The organism is Amycolatopsis stemonae, assembly GCF_054781455.1.
Map to the genome: position 1 here is coordinate 200,059 of NZ_BAAGUJ010000007.1, position 18,989 is coordinate 219,047.

At 72.0% G+C, this 18,989-nt stretch carries 17 protein-coding genes and 1 riboswitch; of the genes, 1 reads left to right on the forward strand and 16 read right to left on the reverse strand.

Translation table 11 applies throughout. The features are described 5' to 3' along the window. Positions 1-8 precede the first annotated feature (8 nt). The 9 genes from ACYVLJ_RS26175 to ACYVLJ_RS26215 form a co-directional block, all read right to left on the reverse strand. The gene (locus tag ACYVLJ_RS26175; protein ID WP_460440710.1) at positions 9-626 is read right to left on the reverse strand and encodes a hypothetical protein; all 618 of its coding nucleotides are present in this window, start codon (positions 624-626) and stop codon (positions 9-11) included. 4 nt (positions 627-630) lie between these two features. Continuing rightward, positions 631-1,209 (reverse strand): hypothetical protein, encoded by a 579-nt coding sequence (locus tag ACYVLJ_RS26180; protein WP_460440711.1) that lies wholly within the window; start codon positions 1,207-1,209, stop codon positions 631-633. Between the two features lie 17 nt (positions 1,210-1,226). Further along, positions 1,227-2,561 carry an aminotransferase class V-fold PLP-dependent enzyme gene (locus tag ACYVLJ_RS26185; protein WP_460440712.1) on the reverse strand — a complete coding sequence of 445 codons (1,335 nt, stop codon included), beginning with the start codon at positions 2,559-2,561 and terminating at the stop codon, positions 1,227-1,229. Between the two features lie 39 nt (positions 2,562-2,600). Then, positions 2,601-2,715, reverse strand: a riboswitch (SAM riboswitch). Positions 2,716-2,821: 106 nt separating this feature from the next. Next, on the reverse strand, positions 2,822-3,430 hold the full coding sequence (locus ACYVLJ_RS26190) for a M23 family metallopeptidase (RefSeq protein ID WP_451983419.1): 609 nt from the start codon (positions 3,428-3,430) through the stop codon (positions 2,822-2,824). Positions 3,431-3,768: 338 nt separating this feature from the next. Then, on the reverse strand, positions 3,769-5,247 hold the full coding sequence (locus ACYVLJ_RS26195; protein ID WP_451983421.1) for a potassium/proton antiporter: 1,479 nt from the start codon (positions 5,245-5,247) through the stop codon (positions 3,769-3,771). 97 nt (positions 5,248-5,344) lie between these two features. Next, positions 5,345-6,031: an ArsR/SmtB family transcription factor gene (locus ACYVLJ_RS26200; RefSeq protein WP_451983423.1), complete on the reverse strand. Its 687-nt coding sequence runs from the start codon at positions 6,029-6,031 to the stop codon at positions 5,345-5,347. Between the two features lie 84 nt (positions 6,032-6,115). Next, positions 6,116-7,735, reverse strand: a complete 1,620-nt coding sequence (locus tag ACYVLJ_RS26205; RefSeq protein ID WP_460440713.1) for a penicillin-binding protein — start codon at positions 7,733-7,735, stop codon at positions 6,116-6,118. Positions 7,736-7,817: 82 nt separating this feature from the next. Continuing rightward, a complete protein-coding gene (ileS, locus tag ACYVLJ_RS26210; protein ID WP_460440714.1) occupies positions 7,818-10,985 on the reverse strand; it encodes an isoleucine--tRNA ligase in 3,168 nt (1,055 codons plus the stop codon). A 236-nt stretch (positions 10,986-11,221) separates the two neighbouring features. Then, a complete protein-coding gene (locus ACYVLJ_RS26215) occupies positions 11,222-12,520 on the reverse strand; it encodes an MFS transporter (RefSeq protein WP_460440715.1) in 1,299 nt (432 codons plus the stop codon). A gap of 64 nt (positions 12,521-12,584) precedes the next feature. On the opposite strand from ACYVLJ_RS26215, the gene ACYVLJ_RS26220 reads away from it, so the two are divergent. Continuing rightward, complete coding sequence (locus ACYVLJ_RS26220; protein ID WP_460440716.1) at positions 12,585-13,349, forward strand: ArsR/SmtB family transcription factor; 765 nt, start codon at positions 12,585-12,587, stop codon at positions 13,347-13,349. Positions 13,350-13,428: 79 nt separating this feature from the next. Here ACYVLJ_RS26220 and ACYVLJ_RS26225 read toward each other — a convergent pair whose 3' ends face one another. The 7 genes from ACYVLJ_RS26225 to ftsZ all read right to left on the reverse strand — a co-directional run bounded on the left by ACYVLJ_RS26225 (position 13,429) and on the right by ftsZ (position 18,940). Then, on the reverse strand, positions 13,429-14,034 hold the full coding sequence (locus tag ACYVLJ_RS26225) for a hypothetical protein (protein ID WP_460440717.1): 606 nt from the start codon (positions 14,032-14,034) through the stop codon (positions 13,429-13,431). Positions 14,035-14,158: 124 nt separating this feature from the next. After that, on the reverse strand, positions 14,159-15,013 hold the full coding sequence (gene wag31, locus ACYVLJ_RS26230) for a DivIVA-like cell division protein Wag31 (RefSeq protein WP_086670198.1): 855 nt from the start codon (positions 15,011-15,013) through the stop codon (positions 14,159-14,161). A gap of 52 nt (positions 15,014-15,065) precedes the next feature. Further along, on the reverse strand, positions 15,066-15,341 hold the full coding sequence (locus ACYVLJ_RS26235) for a YggT family protein (RefSeq protein ID WP_072477845.1): 276 nt from the start codon (positions 15,339-15,341) through the stop codon (positions 15,066-15,068). Positions 15,342-15,456: 115 nt separating this feature from the next. Next, positions 15,457-16,053, reverse strand: coding sequence for a cell division protein SepF (locus ACYVLJ_RS26240; protein ID WP_460440718.1), 597 nt, complete (start codon positions 16,051-16,053; stop codon positions 15,457-15,459). A gap of 96 nt (positions 16,054-16,149) precedes the next feature. Further along, positions 16,150-16,860, reverse strand: a complete 711-nt coding sequence (locus tag ACYVLJ_RS26245) for a YggS family pyridoxal phosphate-dependent enzyme (protein ID WP_451983437.1) — start codon at positions 16,858-16,860, stop codon at positions 16,150-16,152. Beyond that, positions 16,857-17,561, reverse strand: coding sequence for a peptidoglycan editing factor PgeF (gene pgeF, locus ACYVLJ_RS26250; RefSeq protein WP_451983439.1), 705 nt, complete (start codon positions 17,559-17,561; stop codon positions 16,857-16,859). Before pgeF ends, ACYVLJ_RS26245 begins: the two co-directional genes overlap by 4 nt. A 74-nt stretch (positions 17,562-17,635) precedes the next feature. Next, on the reverse strand, positions 17,636-18,940 hold the full coding sequence (ftsZ, locus tag ACYVLJ_RS26255) for a cell division protein FtsZ (protein WP_451983441.1): 1,305 nt from the start codon (positions 18,938-18,940) through the stop codon (positions 17,636-17,638). Between the last annotated feature and the right edge of the window lie 49 nt (positions 18,941-18,989).

The following is an 18,989-nucleotide window of genomic DNA, read 5'->3' on the forward strand; positions in this document are numbered from 1 at the left end:
GGCCCTGGTCAGGGCGCCCCGGCAGTGTCGCGGGGACGCAGCAGGAGGGCGGCGAACGCGACGGCGAAGAGCACCCCCGCGGCGGCGAGCGCACCGGCGACCGGAGGCAGGAAAACGACGGTGAGCAGGGCGAACACCACGGCGACGGCCAGCAGGAGCAAGCTGCGCTCGAACCCGGCCAGCAGGACGAGCCCGAGCGTGGCGATCAGGGGCCCGCGCACGTCGCCGTCGAGCCGGAACTGCAGCGCGCCGACCAGGTCGAGCACGGGGACGGCGGCCAGGGCCCCGAGCGTCCCGAGCACGAACCGGCCGGTCCGCGGGGACGTGCCGAGGCGGCGCAAGCTCAGCCAGTACCACCCCGCCGCGACGAGCACGACGGACGCGAGCCCGGCGAGCCAGCCGAGGGCGGCCGGGTGCACGGCCGTGGCAGTGGTGGCCGCGGACAGCCCGGTCCCGCCGACGCCGCCGGTGCCGTACAGCTGGTTGTCCGGGGTCATCGGGACCGCGTACAAGGAGACGAACGAGCCGGTCACCGGGGTGTCCGGCACCAGCTCGACGACCACCATGACCAGCAGCGCGAAACCCAGTGCGGCCACCGGGAACCAGGACCGTCGGACATCCCCCATCGGGTCAGGGTATCGCCCGGGGCCGGAGCACGGCGGCGAAAGCGGCGGCGATCAGCACCGCCGCCGACAGCAGCGCACCCGCCGGCCCCGCCGGCAGCACCACCGCGAGCACCGCGAACGCGACCGCGGTGAGCAGGACGAGCAGGCTGCGCTCGTACGCGGCGAGCACCAGCAGACCGAGCGTGGCCAGCAGCGGTCCGCGCAGCCCGTCGGCGAGCCGGAACTGCCACGACCCGACCAGGTCGAGCAGCGGGACGGCGAGCAGCGCGCCGGCCGTGCCGAGGACGAACCACCCGGTGCGGACGGGCCGCAGGACGACCGCGTACCAGACGGCCGTGCCGAGCACCGCCACGCCGAGCGCGACCTGCCACGCCGGCCCGGCCGGCAGCCCCGGCCCGGGGGTGAACAGCGGATCCTGGGTGAGGAACTGCAGGGCGCCGTACCCGGCCGGCTGCGGGCGGAGCAAGACGTCGGGGGACTGCCACTCGGCCGGGCTGCGGCGGGCCCGCAGCTGTGCCGCCACCATGCCGAGCTGGGCGAACCCCAGCAATGCCACCGGAAACCAGTACCGCCCTCGCCCCATCGGCCCAGGTTAGCCCCTCAGCAGAAGGGCGGCAGCTCCCGCGGGTCGCCGACCGGGGCCCAGCGGCCGTCCACCTTCGCGTACTCCCAGCGGGCGCCGCGCGCGACGATCTGGCGCAGGGCCAGCACAACGCGGTCGACGTGCTCCTCGGTGCTGCCCAGCCCGAGGCTGACGCGGACCGCCTGCTGCCCCTCCCCGCCGGTGACGCCGATGAGGCGCTTCGCCGCGATGTGGGCGCAGAACGCGCCGTCGCGCACGCCGATGCCGTACTCGGCCGACAGCACGGCCGCCAGCCAGCCCGGGTCGAAGCCGTCGACGACGAAGCTGACCGTGCCGACGCGGTCGACCGGCGCGTCGAACAGGCGCAGCTCGGCGCAGCCCGGGATACCCTCGAGTCCCTTGCGCAGCCGGGAAAGCAGGGCCTGTTCGTGCGCCACGACGACGTCCCAGTTCTCGCTGAGGGTTTCGCACGCGACGCCGAGCGCGTACACGCCGACGGTGTTCGGCGAGCCCGCTTCGTGGCGCTCCGGACCGGTGTTCCAGACCACCGCGTCTTCGGTGACGAGCTTCGTCGCGCCGCCGCCGGCGAGGTACGGCCGGGCGGCGCGCAGCCAGTCGGCGCGGCCGATCAGCGCGCCCGCGCCGAAGGGCGCGTACAGCTTGTGGCCGGAGATGGCGACGTAGTCGACGTCCAGGTCCCTGACGGAGATCCGCCGGTGCGGGGCGAGCTGCGCGGCGTCGAGCGCGACGCGGGCGCCGTGCTTCCTCGCCACGGCGGCGATTTCGGCGACCGGGAGCAGCTCACCGGTCACATTGGACGCTCCGGTGACGACGACCAGCCGCGGCCCCTGCGGCGCGTCCGCGAGCGCTTCGTCCACAGCGGACACCGCGGCGAGACGCGTGCGCGGGGTCGGGATCCGCCGGACGTTCGGGCCCTGCCACGGCAGCAGCGCGGCGTGGTGCTCGGTGTCGAACACGATCACCGTGGTGTGGCGGGGAAGGCTGCGCGCGAGCAGGTTGAACGAGTCGGTGGTGTTGCGGGTGAACACGACCGTGTCCGTCCGGCGGGCGTCGACGAAGCGGCGCAGGACGTCGCGAGTGCGTTCGTAGAGCTTGGTGGAGACCTGCGACGCGAAGCCGGCGCCGCGGTGGACGCTGGCGTACCAGGGCAGGAACTCGTCGACCTTGGCGCGGACGGCGTCGAGGCACGGGGCGCTCGCGGCGTGGTCGAGGTTGGCGTAGCCGATGGTGTCCCCGGTGACGAGCGGGACCCGCAGCGCGGCGCCGGCGACGGCCGGGATGCCTTGCGCGGCAGGGGTGATCGCGGTGGTGCGGTCGAGGGCGAGAGTCATCGGGGTGCCTCCTCGGCGGTCCGGGGGACCCCGGCGAGGGGCCCGCGCTTGCCCGTCGCACGACGCGACCGGCCCGGTCTTCACCCGGGGCACCCCACCGCGGTAGGAGGGTTGCCGGCCAGCAAGCCGGGGCTTCGCGCTGGCACTCATGACCTGGCACAGAAGGTAACCGAGAACGCGCCCGGCGGCCAACCCCCGGCTCACATTCTGAGACGCCGCTCACAGCCGACGCCGGACGTTTCCCGCGTCGTTCGCGCTGGTCAGAGCTTCGCGCGGAAGTGCCCCGGCAGCTGCGTGACCGCATGGTCGGAGAGGTGCGTCGCGGTGCCCGCGTACTGCTCGGCACCCGCGGTGAACAGCCAGCCGCCGATGGTCTTGCCGTCGACGGGCTCGCCGTGGGCCGCCGCCGAGGCGTCCGGCAGGGTCCAGAGCGTGAAGTGCACGTGGGCACCGGTGCTGCTGCCGCCGCAGGGCAGCGCGTTGCCGGTCGACCCGAGCACGGCACCGGCCTCGACGTGCTCGCCGTCGCTGACCTTGATGCCTTCCATGTGGTAGTACCCGGTCCGCCAGCCGCCGGCGTGGTCGATGGTCACCCAGTCGCCACCCGCGCAGTGCTGCAGGCGGACGGTGCCGGCGAGCGGCGCGCGGACGGTCCGGTCGGCCGGGCTGAAGTCGATGGCGTTCTCGACGCCGGTGCTGCCGTCGTCGGAGTGGATACCGGCGGAGTAGACCTGCTGACCGGCCTTGAACGGCAGGGCGAGCGCGGGGAACGGCGCGACTTCGGCGGTCGCGGCCGGCGCCGAGACGAGCCCGAGGGCGGTCGTGACGGCGGCGACCAGGAGCGCCCCGCGAACGTGCAGTTTCGTCACCCTGCGTACTCCTTTGGCCTAACGCTCACCCATTCGAACTAACCCGATCGAGCGCACAGTAGGCCAAAGGTTGGATCACTGGGAAGATCACGTGAGATTTTCGTGAGGCGCCCCTCACCCTTGCGGGAAAAGATCACCAGGTCGGCACTGAGACCGGACAAGGACCGGACAAGCGCTGTTCACGGCCTTGCCCTGCCGAAAACGGCATCACGCGTGACGGGGCGGGCATCACGCGTGACGGGGCGGGCATCACGCGTGATTGGAGGGGCATCACGCGTGAGTGGGGGGCGACACGAAGTCGTCCGACCGGTCACGTCGCGGGGGCGACCACGAACGGGCTAACGGCCCGACTCGCCCTTCCAGCGGGCCAGGCGGCCGGCGCGGTCCACCGCGCGGATCCGGCGCTCGGCGGCGTCGCGGACGCCGCTCGTCGTGACCACCAGCAGCTGGTCGTTCTCCTGCAGCCGGCTGGTCTTCTGCGGGGTGAAGCCGGCGCCTTCGCGCACGACCAGGCTGACCGTCGCGCCGGTCGGCAGGCGCAGCTCGGACAGGTACACGCCGTGCAGCTTCGACCCGGGCTGGATGCGGACCTGCAGCAGCTCGGCACCCAGCTCGTCCAGTGGCGCGGAGTCGACCTCGATCTCGTGCGCCTCGGACTTCTTGGCCAGCCCGAGCCGGCGCCCGAGCGGCCCGAGCGTCGCGCCCTGCACCAGCGTCAGCACGATGACCAGCACGAACACCGCGTCGACCAGCCGTTGCGCGCCGGGCACCCCCTCCGACAGCGGGATCATCGCGAGCACGATCGGGACCGCGCCGCGCAGCCCGGCCCACGACAGGAACGCCTGTTCCCGCCACGGCAGCCGGAACGGCAGCACCGAGAGCACGACGGAGATCGGCCGCGCCAGCAGCAGCACGACGGCCCCGGCGACCAGGCCCGGCACGATCGTCTCGAACAGCCGGCCGGGCGAGGCGAACAGCCCGAGCAGCACGAACAGCCCGATCTGCGCCAGCCAGCCGAGGCCTTCGGCGAACGACAGCGTGTCCGAGCGGTGCGGCAGCCGCGAATTGCCCAGCACCAGCGCGGCGACGTAGGTGGCGAGCAGCCCGGACGCGTGCAGCAGCTGGCCGGAGGAGTACGCCACGACGCACACCGCGACGGTGGCCAGCGGGTAGAGGCCGGTCGCCGGCAGCGCGGCCCGGCGCAGCGCGATGCCGCCCAGCCAGCCGAACCCGAGCCCGATGGCCAGGCCCGCCGCGAGCTCGTAGACCACCAGCAGCGGCAGCGTCCAGTCCACAGTGGTGCCGGCGGCGAGCACGACGACGGCGATGTACGCCGGTGCGTCGTTGATGCCGGACTCCAGCTCCAGCGCGCCGACCAGGCGTTTCCCGATCCCGGCGGTGCGCAGCACGGAGAACACCGCGGCCGCGTCGGTCGAGGCGAGCACGGCGCCCCACAGCAGGGCGAACCGCCAGTCCAGGCCGAGCAGCCAGTGCAGGGCCGCGCCGGTGACCGCGACGCTCACCGCGACGGCCACTGTGGACAGTGCGATGCCGAGGCCCAGCGCGGGTTTCACGGCCGACCACCGCGTGGTCAGCCCGCCTTCGGCGAGGATCATGACGAGCGCGGCGAGCCCGAGCGACTGGGTCAGGCCGGGGTTGTCGAACCGGATGCCGAAGCCGGCTTCGCCGAGCACGACGCCGATCGCGAGGTACAGCAGCAGCGAGGGCAGGCCGAGCCGGATCGAGACGCGCACGGCGAGCACGGAGGCGAGGAGCACGACGCCGCCGACGCCGAGCAGGACCGGAAGCTGGTCCATGCCGCCTCCCTCCCGAGTGCCGTGGGGCACTCAGAATAGTGAAGCGGGTGGGTTAACTCGTTCGTGTACCGCTGCCGCGAGTCGGACAACCGGTGTGTTAAGGCGCACTCAGCGCGTCGAGATCGACACCGAGAGCGGCGAACGGCCGGGCGGCGGCCGGCAGGACCTTGACCGCGCGGTGGCCGTCCCGGCCGACCCAGCCCGCGTCGACCGCCCGCTCGAGCAGGGCCGCGGGCACCGCCCCGGCGAGGTGGTCTCGGCGTTCCGTCCAATCCAGACAGTCGCGCAGCAGCGGCCGCCGCGGCCCGGCGGCGACCGGCACGCCGAGACCGGCCAGCACTTCGCGGCCGCGCGCGGTCAGCGTCAGCCCGTCGGCGGTGTCGACCAGGCCGGTCGCGAGCATGCCGTCGCGGACGGCGACGCCGAGCGAGCCGGCGAGGTGGTCGTAGCAGGTCCGCGCGAAGCCGAGCCGCTTCACCCGCAGCGACGACTTCAGCCCGGTCACCGGCCGGTGCTCGGCGTGCTGGGCCAGGTGCTCGATCAGCTCGGCCACGCGCGGATCGGCGATCCGGACGTAACTGGCCCGGCCCTGCTTCACCCGCGCGACGAACCCGGCGTCGACCAGCCGGGTGACGTGCTCACTGGCCGTGGAGAGGGCGATCCCGGCCGCCTTGGCCAGCTCGCCGACGGTCCACGCCCGTCCGTCGAGCAGGGCGAGGCACATGGTGGCGCGGCTCGGGTCGGCGAGCACCGCGGCCACCTCGGCGAGAGCGATCGTCTCCATGCGCCCACGGTACGACGGCCACGCTTCGCCCACGGCCGAACCGACACGGCGCTTTCCCGGGAAAGCGCCGCCGGTGCGGAGACTTCAGAGGGCCTTGAGGAACTGGGCGGCCAGGGTGACCGCCGGCCCGGAGTCGTTCGAGTTCTCCAGGACCACCGCGAAGGCGACGTTCCCGCGGTAGCCGACGAACCAGCCCGTGGCGTTCGACCCGTCGCCGAACTGGGCCGTGCCCGTCTTGCCGAACACGTCGCCCGCGCTCGCGGCGCCACGCCCGGTCCCGCTCTGCACCACCGCGCGCATCATCTTCCGGACTTCGCCGAGCACCGACGCGGGCGGCGGCGAGTACCCCTTGACGACCTGCGTTTCCAGGTCGTGCCACAGCCGCGGCGTGATCGCCCTGCCGGACGCGACCGTCGCCGCCATCACGGCGCCACCGAGGCAGCTGGCCTGGATGCGGCCCTGGCCGAACCCGTCTTCGACCTGCTCGTCCTTGCTCGCCGCGGGCTCGACCTTGCCCAGCTCGGTGGGGATGCCCGGGATGTCGTAGTCGGCGTTGAGCCCCAGCTCGTTCGCCGCCTTCACCAGTCCGTCGGCGGGCAGGGCCAGCGCGAGCCGGCCGAACGTCGTGTTGCAGGACCGCGCGAACGCCGTCTGCAGGTTCGTCGCGCCCAGCTCGAAGCCTTCGTTCTTGACCGTCCGCGTGCCGATCGTCGCGACACCCGGGCAGTCGACCGGCGACGCCGACGTCAGTCCGCTCTGCTGGATCGCCGCCACCGACGTCGCGATCTTGAACGACGAGCCCGGCTCGTACAGGCCGTTGAGCGCCTTCGGCTGGTTCCCGGCGGCCGCGTTCTGCGCGACGGCCAGGATGTCCCCCGAACCCGTGTCGAGCGCGACCACCATGGCCGAGCCTCGGTAGCCGTCGACCGCTTTCTGCGCCGCGTTCTGCGCGGCCAGGCTCAGGCTCGACGTCAGCGGCTTGGCCTCGCCCGCGGCAGCCTTCCCGAAGAGCGTCTCGAGGCTCTTTCCGCTCGTGTCGACGCGCTCGACGGCGAACCCGGTGCCCGCCGCGGCCGTGACCTGCCCGGTGAGCGCGGACCGCAGCAGCGGCGCGGGATCGCCCTCGACCGGGCGCGTGCCGCCGGCCCCGCTGATGAGCAACGGCTTGCCGTCGCGGTCGACGACGGCCGTCGTGTCCCGCACCGCCGTGCTGACCACCAGCCGCTGCCCGGCCTCCAGTTTCGGGTGCAGCAGCGAAGGTGCCCAGTGCACCAGCCACTTGCCGCCGGCCTGGACCAGCTGGAACGGAACGTCGTAGGCCCACGGACCGCCCTTGAGCGACCACGACACGGCGAACGTCCCGCCGGTCGTCTTCGCCCCGGCCGGCGTCGGCTGCAGCACGGTCAGCTTGGCCGTCACCGACGACGGGTTGAGCGTGTTGCGCGCATCCCGCAGGGCGACGGCGGCCGCGGCGTTGTCGTCGGTCAGCCGGCCCGCCGCGTCGGGGTTGTTCTCGGACACTTCCTGCAGGTATTCGGTGATCGCCGAATGCGGGTCGATGGCCCCCGGGCTCTCGACGCTCGTGGCCCCGGCGGCCGCCTCGGGCGCCGAACCGCCGTTCAGCACGAAGAACGCCGCCACCACGACCACGACGACCAGCAGCGCGCCGCCGATCAGGATCCCCCGTCTGCCGGCAGGACTCATTTCGCGTACCCCTCCCCCAAAGCACGCCACCCGCCAACGGAGGTGGCCAGTCGGTTCACACCATACTGGCCACCTCCGGCAGTCAGGCCTTTTCGACCGAGACGGTGACCTTCGTGCCGTCGCCGACCGTGCCGGCGGACCCGCCGTCCACCGGGCCGTAGGTCACCGACGTCGCCAGCGTCTCCGACGCCAGGAACTCCTGGTGCGTCCGGGCCGCGTCGACGACCTCGGCGGGCGCGTCGACGGTCAGCGAGATCCGGTCGGCCACGTCGAGCCCGGCGTCGCGGCGGGCCTGCTGCACGACCCGGACCAGGTCGCGGACCAGGCCTTCGGCCGCCAGTTCCGGCGTCACCTCGGTGTCGATGAGCACCAGCCCGGATCCGCCGGGCAGTTCCGCCGCCGCGCCGCCGCCCTTGGCGACCAGCCGCCGCTCGAACTCGCCTTCGCGCAGCGCGATCCCGGCCGCGACCACGGCGCCGCCCTGGAACGACCAGTCGCCCGCCTTGACGGCCTTGATCACGGTCTGGACGTCCTTGCCCAGGCGCGGGCCGGCGGCGCGGGCGTTGACCGCGACCTCGAACCCGCCGTGCGCGGCGACGTCGGTGGTCAGCTCGACCGCCTTGAAGTTGACCTCGTCGCGCAGGATGTCGGCGAAGGGCGCCAGGGACTCGGCGTCCTCGGCCGCCACGACCAGCGACGACAGCGGCAGCCGCACGCGCAGCTTGTTCGCCTTCCGCAGCGAAAGCGCCGACGACGCCACCTGCCGCACCCGGTCCATCGCGGTGACCAGCGCCGCGTCCGCGGGCAGGTCGTTCGCGTTCGGCCAGTCGGTCAGGTGCACCGAACGGCCGCCGGTGAGCCCGCGCCAGACGACCTCGGTGGTCAGCGGCAGCAGCGGCGCCGCGACCCGCGACGTCACCTCGAGCACGGTGTGCAGCGTGTCGATCGCGTCCCGGTCACCCGCCCAGAAGCGGTCGCGCGAGCGCCGGACGTACCAGTTCGTGAGGACCTCGAGGAAGTCCCGCACGGTCTGGCACGCGCCCGCGACGTCGTAGTGGTCCATCGCGTACTCGACGTCGGTGACGAGCTCGTGCGTCTTCGCCAGCACGTACCGGTCGAGCACGTTCGGCGAATCCGTGCGCCACTTGCCGTCCACGCCCTCGGCGTTCGCATACAGGGCGAGGAAGTAGTACGAGTTCCACAGCGGCAGCACGGCCTGGCGGACGGCGTCGCGGATGCCCTTGTCGGTGACGACCAGGTTGCCGCCGCGCAGGATCGGGCTCGCCATCAGGTACCAGCGCATGGCGTCGGAGCCGTCGCGCTCGAAGACCTCGTTGACGTCCGGGTAGTTGCGCAGCGACTTGGACATCTTCGCGCCGTCGGAGCCCAGCACGATGCCGTGCGAGACGCAGGTGCGGAACGCCGGCCGGTCGAACAGCGCCGTCGCGAGCACGTGCAGCAGGTAGAACCAGCCGCGGGTCTGCCCGATGTACTCGACGATGAAGTCGCTCGGGTAGTGGTGCTCGAACCAGTCGGCGTTCTCGAACGGGTAGTGCACCTGGGCGTAGGGCATCGAGCCGGAGTCGAACCAGACGTCCAGGACGTCCTCGACGCGGCGCATCGTGGACTTGCCGGTCGGGTCGTCCGGGTTGGGCCGGGTCAGCTCGTCGATGTAGGGCCGGTGCAGGTTGTCCAGCCGCACGCCGAAGTCCGCCTCCAGCTCGTCGAGCGAGCCGTAGACGTCGATGCGCGGGTACTCCGGGTTGTCGCTGCGCCACACCGGGATCGGCGTGCCCCAGTAGCGGTTGCGCGAGACCGACCAGTCGCGCGCGTTCTCCAGCCACTTGCCGAACTGGCCGTCCTTGACGTTCTCCGGGTACCAGGTGATCTGCTGGTTGAGCTCGACCATCCGGTCCTTGAACTGCGTCACCGCGACGAACCACGACGACACCGCGCGGTAGATCAGCGGGTTGCGGCAGCGCCAGCAGTGCGGGTACGGGTGGTCGTAGGTCTCGTGGCGCAGCAGCAACGCGCCCTGCTCGGCCGCGGATCCGGTGCCGTTCTTGAGGTCGCGGATGATGTTCGGGTTGGCGTCGAACACCTGCTGCCCGGCGTAGTCCGGCACGGTCGCGTCGAACTTGCCCTGCGCGTCGACCGGCGTCACCGGCGTGATGCCGGCGGCGTCGGTGACGACCTTGTCCTCTTCACCGTAGGCGGGCGCGATGTGCACGACGCCGGTGCCGTCTTCGGTGGTGACGTAGTCCGCGGCCAGCACGCGGTGCGCGTTCTCGGTGCCGGTGAAGTACGGGAACGGCGGCGCGTAACGGGTTCCGAGCAGTTCGGCACCGGTGTAGTGCGCGACGACTGCCGGCTCTTCGCCGAGTTCACGCGCGTACGCGCCGACGCGCGCTTCGGCGAGCAGGAACCGCTTGCCCGGGAAGTTCTCGCTCTCCACGACGACGTACTGCACCTCGGGGTGCACGGCGGTCGCGAGGTTCGACGGCAACGTCCACGGCGTCGTCGTCCAGATCAGCAGGTAGGTGCCGTCGAGGTCGTTGTCGTTGTCCTGCAAGCGGAACCCGACCGTGACGGCCGGGTCCTGGCGGGTGGCGTAGACGTCGTCGTCCATCCGCAGCTCGTGGTTGGACAGCGGCGTCTCGTCGCGCCAGCAGTACGGCAGGACGCGGTAGCCCTCGTAGACGAGTCCCTTGTCCCACAGGCGCTTGAACGCCCAGAGCACCGACTCCATGTACGTGACGTCGAGCGTCTTGTAGTCGTTGTCGAAGTCGACCCAGCGGGCCTGGCGGGTCACGTAGTCGCGCCACTCGTTGGTGTAGCGCAGGACGGACTCGCGCGAAGCCTCGTTGAACTTCGCGATGCCCATCTCTTCGATCTCGGACTTCTCCGTGATCCCGAGCTGGCGCATGGCTTCGAGCTCGGCGGGCAGGCCGTGGGTGTCCCAGCCGAAGCGGCGCTCGACCTTGCGGCCCTTCATCGTCTGGTAGCGCGGCACCAGGTCCTTGACGTACCCGGTGAGGAGGTGACCGTAGTGCGGCAGGCCGTTGGCGAAGGGGGGGCCGTCGTAGAAGACGTACTCGTTGTCGCCGTGCTCGCCCGCCGGGCGGGCGTCGATGGTCGCCTGGAACGTCCGGTCCGTCTCCCAGTAGGCGAGGACCTGCTTCTCCAGCGCGGGGAAGGACGGCTGCGACGGAACTCCCGCGCCGTCGTCCAGTTGGGCCTGGGGGTACATCCCGGTGCTCCTCGGTTCGTCGCTCTCGTACGGACGACCGGGTTCCCGGTCACCCACACGGGGACGAGACGCCTTGACGGCGTACCGCGGTACCACCCCGCTTGCCTGCTCGCGCAGGCCGCTTCGTTGACGGCTGTCACGGGCCGCACCCGTCCGGTTCTACTGAGAGCGGTGACGCTCGGTTCTTCCGGAGGCTCCCCGGTGATGGCCGGATCGACGCCTTGTTGCCTACCAGATTAACGGGCCCGCGCAACCGGGTTGTCACGAGGGGCACGTACCCCGGCCAGCGTCACGCCGATGGCCGTCAGCCACAACGCCGCCGCGATGACACCCACCGTCGGCAGCCCCGCACCCGAGACCGCGCCGAGCACGGCCACCCCGAGCGCGCCGCCGGCCTGGCGGGCGGTGTTGTTGATGCCGCTGGCGACGCCCGCCCGCTCGGCCGGGATGTCGCTGACCGCCGCCGTCACGACTGCCGTCGTCAGCAGGCCCATCCCGACGCCGAGGCCGAGCAGCGTCGGCAGGAGGGCCGGGTAACCGCTGGTTTCGTTGATCAGCACCAGGTTCAGCATCCCGAGCACGCCGAGGGCGAGCCCGGACACCGTCAGCGGCCGCGGCCCGAACCGGGCGACGAGCCGGCCGGTGACCGGCGCCAGCACCGCCAGCGGCCCGAACAGCGGCAGGACTTCGAGCCCGGCCTGCAACGGCGTCGCGTGCCGGACGCCCTGCAGGTAGAGCGTCAGCACGAGGATCGAGCCGATGCCGACGAAGTTCATCGCGGCCGAGACGAAGTTCGCGGGCAGGGTCCGCCGGGCGACGTCGAGGGGCAGCATCGGGTGCGCCGACCGGCGTTCGACGACCAGGAACGCCCCCAGCAGGACGACCGCGAGCACCCCGGCGACGACACTGCCGCCGATGACCGCGTAGACCGCGGCGCCGAGCGCGGGCGCGGCCGTCGCGATGCCGGCGAAGTCGACCCTCCCGGGCCTGCGGTCGCCGCGCGGCACGAGCCGCCGGGTCGCCAGGGCGGCCACCAGCACGACGGGGACGTTGAGCCAGAACACCGGCCGCCAGCCCGCCGCGGTGACGAGTGCGCCGCCGAGGACCGGGCCCGCCGCCAGCGCCAGGGCCGACACCCCCGCCCAGACGCCGAGGGCCCGGGCACGCTCGGCGCGTCCCGGGTAGGCGCCGGTGATCACGGCGAGCGTCCCGGGCAGCAGCAACGCGGCGCCCAGGCCCTGACCGGCGCGGGCGGCGACGAGCCACGGCGCGGCGCCGGCGAGCCCGCACGCGGCCGAAGCCGCGCCGAAGAGCGTGAAGCCCGCGACGACGACCCGGCGGTGTCCGAGGAGGTCACCGAGAGCGCCGCCGGTGAGCAGGAACGCCGCCAGGACGACCGCGTAGCCGTCGACCACCCACTGCAGCGCGGTGAGGTCCGCGCCGAGGTCGGTGCCGATGGCGGGCAGCGCGACGTTGACGACCGTCACGTCGAGCTGCACCAGGAACATCCCGGCGCACATGGTCAGCAGGAGCATGCCCCCAGTGCACCGCGCGGACGTTTCCGTCGCGGTGGAAGTGTGCCGGGGGCATCCTGGGGGCATGGAAGGCGACGCCGACATCGCCCGCACGGCCGCGCTGTTCGCCGACCTGGCGCGCGTCCGCGTGCTGCTCGCGCTGGGCGACGGCCGGGCGCTGGCGGCGTCCGTGCTGGCCGCCGAGGCCCGGCTGTCCGCCCCGGGCGTCAGCGCGCACCTGGCGAAGCTGCGGGACGCCGGCCTGGTCGTCGCGGAGAAGTCGGGGCGGCACCGGTTCTACCGCCTGGCCGGTCCGGACACCGCGGAGCTGCTGGAGACGCTGGCGCGGTTCTCCCCTTCGCAGCCCGTGACGTCCTTGCGGGAGGGCACGCGTGCGGAGGCGCTGCGCACGGCGCGCACCTGTTACGACCACCTCGCCGGACGGCTCGGCGTTGCGGTCACCTCGGCGCTGCTGGCGCGGGGTGCGCTGACCGGGCCCTCCGACACGCGACGACGTCCGGGCGACCGGATTTCGGCTCCGTTGAGCGAACACCCGTACACGCTGGGTCCCGCGGCCCGCGAGGTGTTCGGCGAACTGGGCGTGGACCTCGACGCGGCCGCGGCCGGCCGCCGTCCGCTGCTGAAGTTCTGCCTGGACTGGAGTGAGCAGCGCCACCACCTGGCGGGCGCCCTGGGCGCGGCGGTCGCGACCCGGTTCGTGGACGCGGGCTGGGTGCGGCGGCGCGGCCAAGCCCACCGCGCGCTGCGGCTCACCCCGGAAGGAGCCGACGCCGTGTCGTCCCTTCAATCACGCGTGTCGTCCCTCCCGCACGGCCTCACACGTGATTGAAGCGGCATCTCGCGTGATTGGAGAGGCATCTCGCGTGATTGGAGGGGCATCACGCGTGATTGGAGGGTCGACACGGGGGTCAGCGGTGGGCGGCCACCAGGGTCGCGTCGGGGCGGCAGCGGTTGCACGGCGTGAAGCCGAGCTGACGGGCTTCGCCGACGCCGATCGGGATCGTGTCGCGCTTGCCCAGCCAGACGCACGTCCTGAGGTGGTAGCGCGGGTGCTCGTCGACCACCACGACCTCGTCCTCGAGGTCGGCCAAGACGGCGAGGTCCGCCGACGTGGTCTCTTCTTCGCCCGGCTCGGCGTCGGACTCGGGCTTCGCCGGTGCGGGCTCTTCCGCGACCGGTTCTTCGGCCGGGGGTGCTTCGGGCTCGGGCGTGTCGGCCGGGTCACCCAGGTCGCCCGCCGCCGGGATCAGGGCGGTCTGTTCCTCTTCCACCGGCTTCTCGTCGGCGGGTGGCTCTTCGGCCGGTGGCTCTTCCTCGGCCGGAGGTTCCGCGGGAGGTTCGGGAGCCGGAGCCGCGGCACGACGACGGCGGCGCAGCCAGTCGGCGACCAGGATCAGCCCGGCCAGCACGGAGAGACCGATGGAAACCCACGCCCACAGCGAAGAAGCCGTGATGAGCGCCGTGACGAGCAACCCCAGAGCCGCCAGTACCAGTACCAGCACGATGTAAAGCACGCTGAATTACAGCACGAACCGCTCAAGATCGGCCGTCGACCCGCCCACGTGCGGTACCGGATCGACTCCGAACCGTGGCCCACCCCGCCGACGTCGCCGGTGGGGTGGGCCCGGGGAAGAAAACTCAGCCGGCCTCGGCGCGCGGGCCGAACGAGTAGCCCTGGCCGCCGCTCGAGGAACCGGACGACTGCCCGGAGTTCGAGGACGCCGACGCCGGGGCCGCGGAGCCGCGGTCGTCGAGCTCGCGCAGCTGGGACTCGAGGAACCCGCGCAGCCTCGTGCGGTACTCCCGCTCGATCGTGCGCAGCTCTTCGATCTTCTTGCCCAGCCCGCCCTTCTCGGCGTTGAGGCTGTTCATCGTCTCGGTGTACTTGCGCTGGGACTCGCGCTCCAGCGTGGTCGCCTTGTCACGCGCCTGGCGCTCCAGGGTCTCCGCCCGGGTCCGCGCGTCGTTCAGCATCGTGTCGACGCGCGTGCGCGCCTCGTTGACCATCGAGTCGGACTTCGCCCGGGCGTCCGAGAGCAGCTGCTCGGACTTGGTGCGGGCCTCGGCCAGCATCCCGTCGGACTCGGTCTTCGCCTCGGCGGTCAGCCGGTCGGCCATCTCCTGGGCCAGGCCCAGAACCTTGGCGGCCTGCACGTTCGGCTCGGCGCTGTCGCCGACCATCGAGTGCGCCTGGGTCTGCTCCATGGCCGACTGCGGCGGCGGCACGGGGGCCAGGCGGCGCGACGGCTCTTCACGCATCGGGGGGGCACCGACGTTCGCCTTGGCGTTTTCGAGCTCGCCTCGGGTCGACTCGAGCTCGGCGTCGAGCTGCTCCATCTGCTGGCGCAGCTCGTTGTTGTCCTCGATCAAGCGGGCCAGCTCGGTCTCCACCAGGTCGAGGAACGCGTCCACCTCGTCCTCGTTGTAGCCCCTCTTGCCGATGGGCGGCTTGCTGAACGCGACGTTATGCACGTCAGCGGGGGTCAACGACATCAGATCACCTCACGCACTCCATGGCCTGCAGGGTCCACCCAAGTCTCCCCGATCAACTTGGAGTCGCCAGTTGCATCGCGAAGAACACAACCAACAGCAGCACCATAATCGACAAGTCCAGTCCGACGCCGCCGATCCGAACCATCGGAATGATTCGCCTGAACAACCTGACCGGCGGGTCCGTCACTGTGTAGATGGTCTCGAGCGTCACCGCAACCCCCCCGGCGGGATGCCACTCACGCGCGAAGGTGCGAACGAGTTCGATCACGATCCGCGCCGTCAGCAGCAGCCAGAAGGCGAACAGCACGTACCAGACGACCAGCCACACAGCTTCCACGCACCTACTCTAACCATGCGCCCCCGTAGAAGACGCTGTTGAGGGGGTCGACGCGGCATCGGGTCGACAAAATCACGTCTGCTTGCGCTCAGCGGTAAGCGCGACTTCAGCCGCGCAGGAACAATCCGCCCTCGGCAATCCGTCGGCGGTCTTCCGCCGTGACGTCCACATCGGGCGGTGAGAGAAGGAACACCTTGTTGGTGACCTTGTCCATCGACCCGCGCAGCGCGAAGGCGAGCCCGGCGGCGAAGTCGACGAGCCGCTTGGCGTCCGCGTTCTCCATCTCGGTGAGGTTGATGATCACCGGGATGCCCTCGCGGTAGTGCTCGCCGATCGCCCGTGCCTCCACGTAGCTCGTGGGGTGCAGCGTGGTGATCCGGCTGAGCGGGTCGCGCAGCGGCGGCCGGGCCGGCTCGGTGACTGGGCGCAGCCGCGCCACGGGCTCCGGCTGCCGGTCGACCGCGAGCGCGCCGTGGACGGCATGCTCGGAACCGACCACGGAGCGTGATTGGCTGCGGCTGACGGGCTCGTCGTACGTGTCGTCGACGTCGCGGTAGCGTGAGCGCGACGACCGGGGAGCCGGCTCCTCGTAGGAGTCGTACTCGTCGTCGTAGCCACGCCGGTAGTCGTCTTCGACGTCGTAACCGTCGTCGTCCGCGGGCACCATCCCGAAGTAGGCCTTCAGCTTCTGCAGCGCGCTCATGCCTCTCCCTAGCCCTAGCCGCTCCCGCACCGACGTTTCTCCACGCCGTCAGTGCCCCGTACGGCCGACCACTAAACGTGACCGGGTACGGGCTCCCTACGGCGAGGCTAAACCGCGCCCACCGAGCAACGCGGTTCCGACACGCACACAGGTCGAGCCGTGCGTGATCGCCTGCTCGAGATCATGGCTCATCCCGGCGGAGACTTCTGCGGCATTCGGGTGATCTTTGCGAAGCGCCTCACCCGCGCGAGCGAGTCGTTCGAAGGCCGCCGCCGGGTCCGCGCCGAGCGGCGCGACAGCCATCAGGCCGCGAAGCCGCAGTTCACCCATGTGAGTGACGTGCTCGGCGAGCTGGCCCAGCTCGTCGAGGGGGCAGCCGCCGCGCTCCGGGTCGTCGTCGAGGCTCGCCTGGATCAGCACGTCGAGGGGTTCGTCACGTATCTGCGCGTCCTGGGCCGCACGCACCGCCTTGGCGAGCGCGTCGGCGAGCCGGGCCGAGTCGAGCGACTGCACTTCGTGCGCCCACCCGACCACGGACCGTGCCTTGTTCCGCTGCAGCCGGCCGACCATGTGCCACCGGAGGCCGGGAACCTCGGCGGCTTTCGGGCCGGCCTCCTGGTCGCGGTTCTCCCCCACGTCGGTGACGCCCAGCTCGGCCAGCAGCGCGGCGTCGGAGGCGGGGAAGGTCTTGGTGATCGCGATCAGCTTGACCTCGTCCCGCGCGCGCCCGGCGGCGCGACAAGCGGCGGCGATCCGCGCCTCGACCTCGGCCAGGTTCGCGGCCAGCTCGGCCTTGCGGTCGGTCATGCCTCGACCCAGGTGATGCCCGCGATCCGCCCGGTCGTGCCGTCGCGGCGGTAGCTGAAGAGCGTCTTGTCCTCGTTGGTGCACCGCGGGTCGACGCCGATCTTGCCGACGCCGAGGTCCGCGAGCTGCTGCCAGAGCCCAGCGCGCAGGTCGAGCCCGGGCGTGCCCTTCCGCGTCTTGCAGGCGCTGCCCGGCACGTGCTTCTCGACGTCGGCGGCCATGGCGGCCGGGACCTCGTAGCAGTCGCCGCAGATCGCCGGGCCCAGCAGCGCCTCGATGCGGCCCACCTCGGCACCCGCTTCTCGCATCGCGGAAACCGCCGCCTTGGCGACGCCGACGCGCGTGCCGACGCGCCCGGCGTGCACCGCCGAGACCACCCCGGCCTCGGCGTCGGCCAGCAGGATCGGGACGCAGTCGGCGACCAGCACCACGAGCGCCACGCCCGGGGTCGCGGTCACCAGCGCGTCGGTCGCCTCCGCCGCGCGGGTCTCCGAGCCGTCGACGATCGTCGCCGTGCGGCCGTGGACCTGCTCCATCCAGGCCAGCCTGTCCTCGGCCAGGCCGAGTTCCGAAGCGAGCCGCTTGCGGTTGGCGAAGACGTCCCCCTCGTCGTCACCGACGTGGTCACCCAGGTTGAAGGTGTCGTACGGCGGCCGCGACGCGCCGCCCGCCCTGGTCGTGACCACTCGCCGAACCCGCACGAATCCTCCTGAACATCGATGAAGGCCACCACCCACGACTCTAGTTCGCGGGTGGTGGCCTTCAGCAGGTGTGGCTAGCGCCGCATGAACGGCGGGACGTCGACCTCGTCGTCGGACGGGTCGTCGTGCACCGGCATCGCGCGCCCCGGCAGGCTGCCCTGGGTCGCGTTGGAGCCGATCGGCGAGTAGCCGCGCGAACCGCCGCCGGGCTGCGGGAGCCCGCCGGACGGCTGGCCGCCAGTGGCCGAGGGCAGCGGCGAGTGCGACCGCGGCGGCGCCACCGGGTAGCCGGAGCTGCCGGCCGGCGGCACCGGGGTGGCGCCCGACGGCGGCGTCGGCGGGTTCGAGACCTGCCCGGCCGAGGCGGACGCCGTGCTGCCCGACGAAGACCGCGAGCCGAACGCCGGCGGGTCGAGCTTCTTGTGGGTCGGCGCGCCCGCGTCGAACCCGGCCGCGATCACCGTGACGCGGACCTCGTCGCCGAGGGAGTCGTCGATGATCGTGCCGAAGATGATGTTGGCGTCCGGGTGCGCGGACTCCTGCACCAGCGACGCGGCCTCGTTGATCTCGAACAGGCCCAGGTCGGAGCCGCCCGCGATGGACAGCAGCGCGCCGTGGGCGCCGTCCATGGACGCCTCCAGCAGCGGCGAGTTGATCGCCTTCTCCGCGGCCTGGATGGCCCGGCCCTCTCCCCGGGCCGACCCGATTCCCATCAGCGCCGACCCCGCACCGGACATGACGCTCTTGACGTCGGCGAAGTCGAGGTTGATCAGACCCGGCGTGGTGATCAGGTCGGTGATGCCCTGGACACCGGAGAGCAGCACCTCGTCCGCCGAGCGGAACGCGTCCATCAGCGAGACGCCGATGTCGCCGAGCTGCAGCAGCCGGTCGTTCGGGATCACGATGAGGGTGTCGCACTCGTTGCGCAGCGACTGGATGCCGTCTTCGGCCTGCTTGCCGCGGCGCTTGCCCTCGAAGGTGAACGGGCGGGTCACGACGCCGATGGTCAGCGCGCCCAGCTTGCGGGCGATCTGCGCGACGACCGGGGCGCCACCGGTGCCGGTGCCGCCGCCTTCACCGGCCGTCACGAACACCATGTCGGCGCCCTTGATGACCTCTTCGATCTCTTCACGGTGGTCTTCGGCGGCCTTCTGGCCGACCTCGGGGGCGGCGCCCGCGCCGAGGCCGCGGGTCAGTTCACGGCCGATGTCGAGCTTGACGTCGGCGTCGGACATGAGCAGTGCCTGGGCGTCGGTGTTCACCGCGATGAACTCGACACCCTTGAGGCCGACCTCGATCATGCGGTTCACGGCGTTCACGCCGCCACCGCCGATGCCGACCACCTTGATCACCGCAAGGTAGTTGTGCGGGGGCGTCATCGAAGTCCGCCTTCCTGATCGTTGTGCCCGTACAGCCCGCCGGCGGGTG

Coding starts and splice junctions, on each gene's coding strand:
- ACYVLJ_RS26175 (WP_460440710.1), bottom strand. CDS start 626: ATGGGGGATGTCCGACGGTCCTGGTTCCCGGTGGCCGCACTGGGTTTC.
- ACYVLJ_RS26180 (WP_460440711.1), bottom strand. CDS start 1,209: ATGGGGCGAGGGCGGTACTGGTTTCCGGTGGCATTGCTGGGGTTCGCC.
- ACYVLJ_RS26185 (WP_460440712.1), bottom strand. CDS start 2,561: ATGACTCTCGCCCTCGACCGCACCACCGCGATCACCCCTGCCGCGCAA.
- ACYVLJ_RS26195 (WP_451983421.1), bottom strand. CDS start 5,247: ATGGACCAGCTTCCGGTCCTGCTCGGCGTCGGCGGCGTCGTGCTCCTC.
- ACYVLJ_RS26200 (WP_451983423.1), bottom strand. CDS start 6,031: ATGGAGACGATCGCTCTCGCCGAGGTGGCCGCGGTGCTCGCCGACCCG.
- ACYVLJ_RS26205 (WP_460440713.1), bottom strand. CDS start 7,735: ATGAGTCCTGCCGGCAGACGGGGGATCCTGATCGGCGGCGCGCTGCTG.
- ileS (WP_460440714.1), bottom strand. CDS start 10,985: ATGTACCCCCAGGCCCAACTGGACGACGGCGCGGGAGTTCCGTCGCAG.
- ACYVLJ_RS26215 (WP_460440715.1), bottom strand. CDS start 12,520: ATGCTCCTGCTGACCATGTGCGCCGGGATGTTCCTGGTGCAGCTCGAC.
- ACYVLJ_RS26220 (WP_460440716.1), top strand. CDS start 12,585: ATGGAAGGCGACGCCGACATCGCCCGCACGGCCGCGCTGTTCGCCGAC.
- wag31 (WP_086670198.1), bottom strand. CDS start 15,013: ATGTCGTTGACCCCCGCTGACGTGCATAACGTCGCGTTCAGCAAGCCG.
- ACYVLJ_RS26240 (WP_460440718.1), bottom strand. CDS start 16,053: ATGAGCGCGCTGCAGAAGCTGAAGGCCTACTTCGGGATGGTGCCCGCG.
- ACYVLJ_RS26245 (WP_451983437.1), bottom strand. CDS start 16,860: ATGACCGACCGCAAGGCCGAGCTGGCCGCGAACCTGGCCGAGGTCGAG.
- ftsZ (WP_451983441.1), bottom strand. CDS start 18,940: ATGACGCCCCCGCACAACTACCTTGCGGTGATCAAGGTGGTCGGCATC.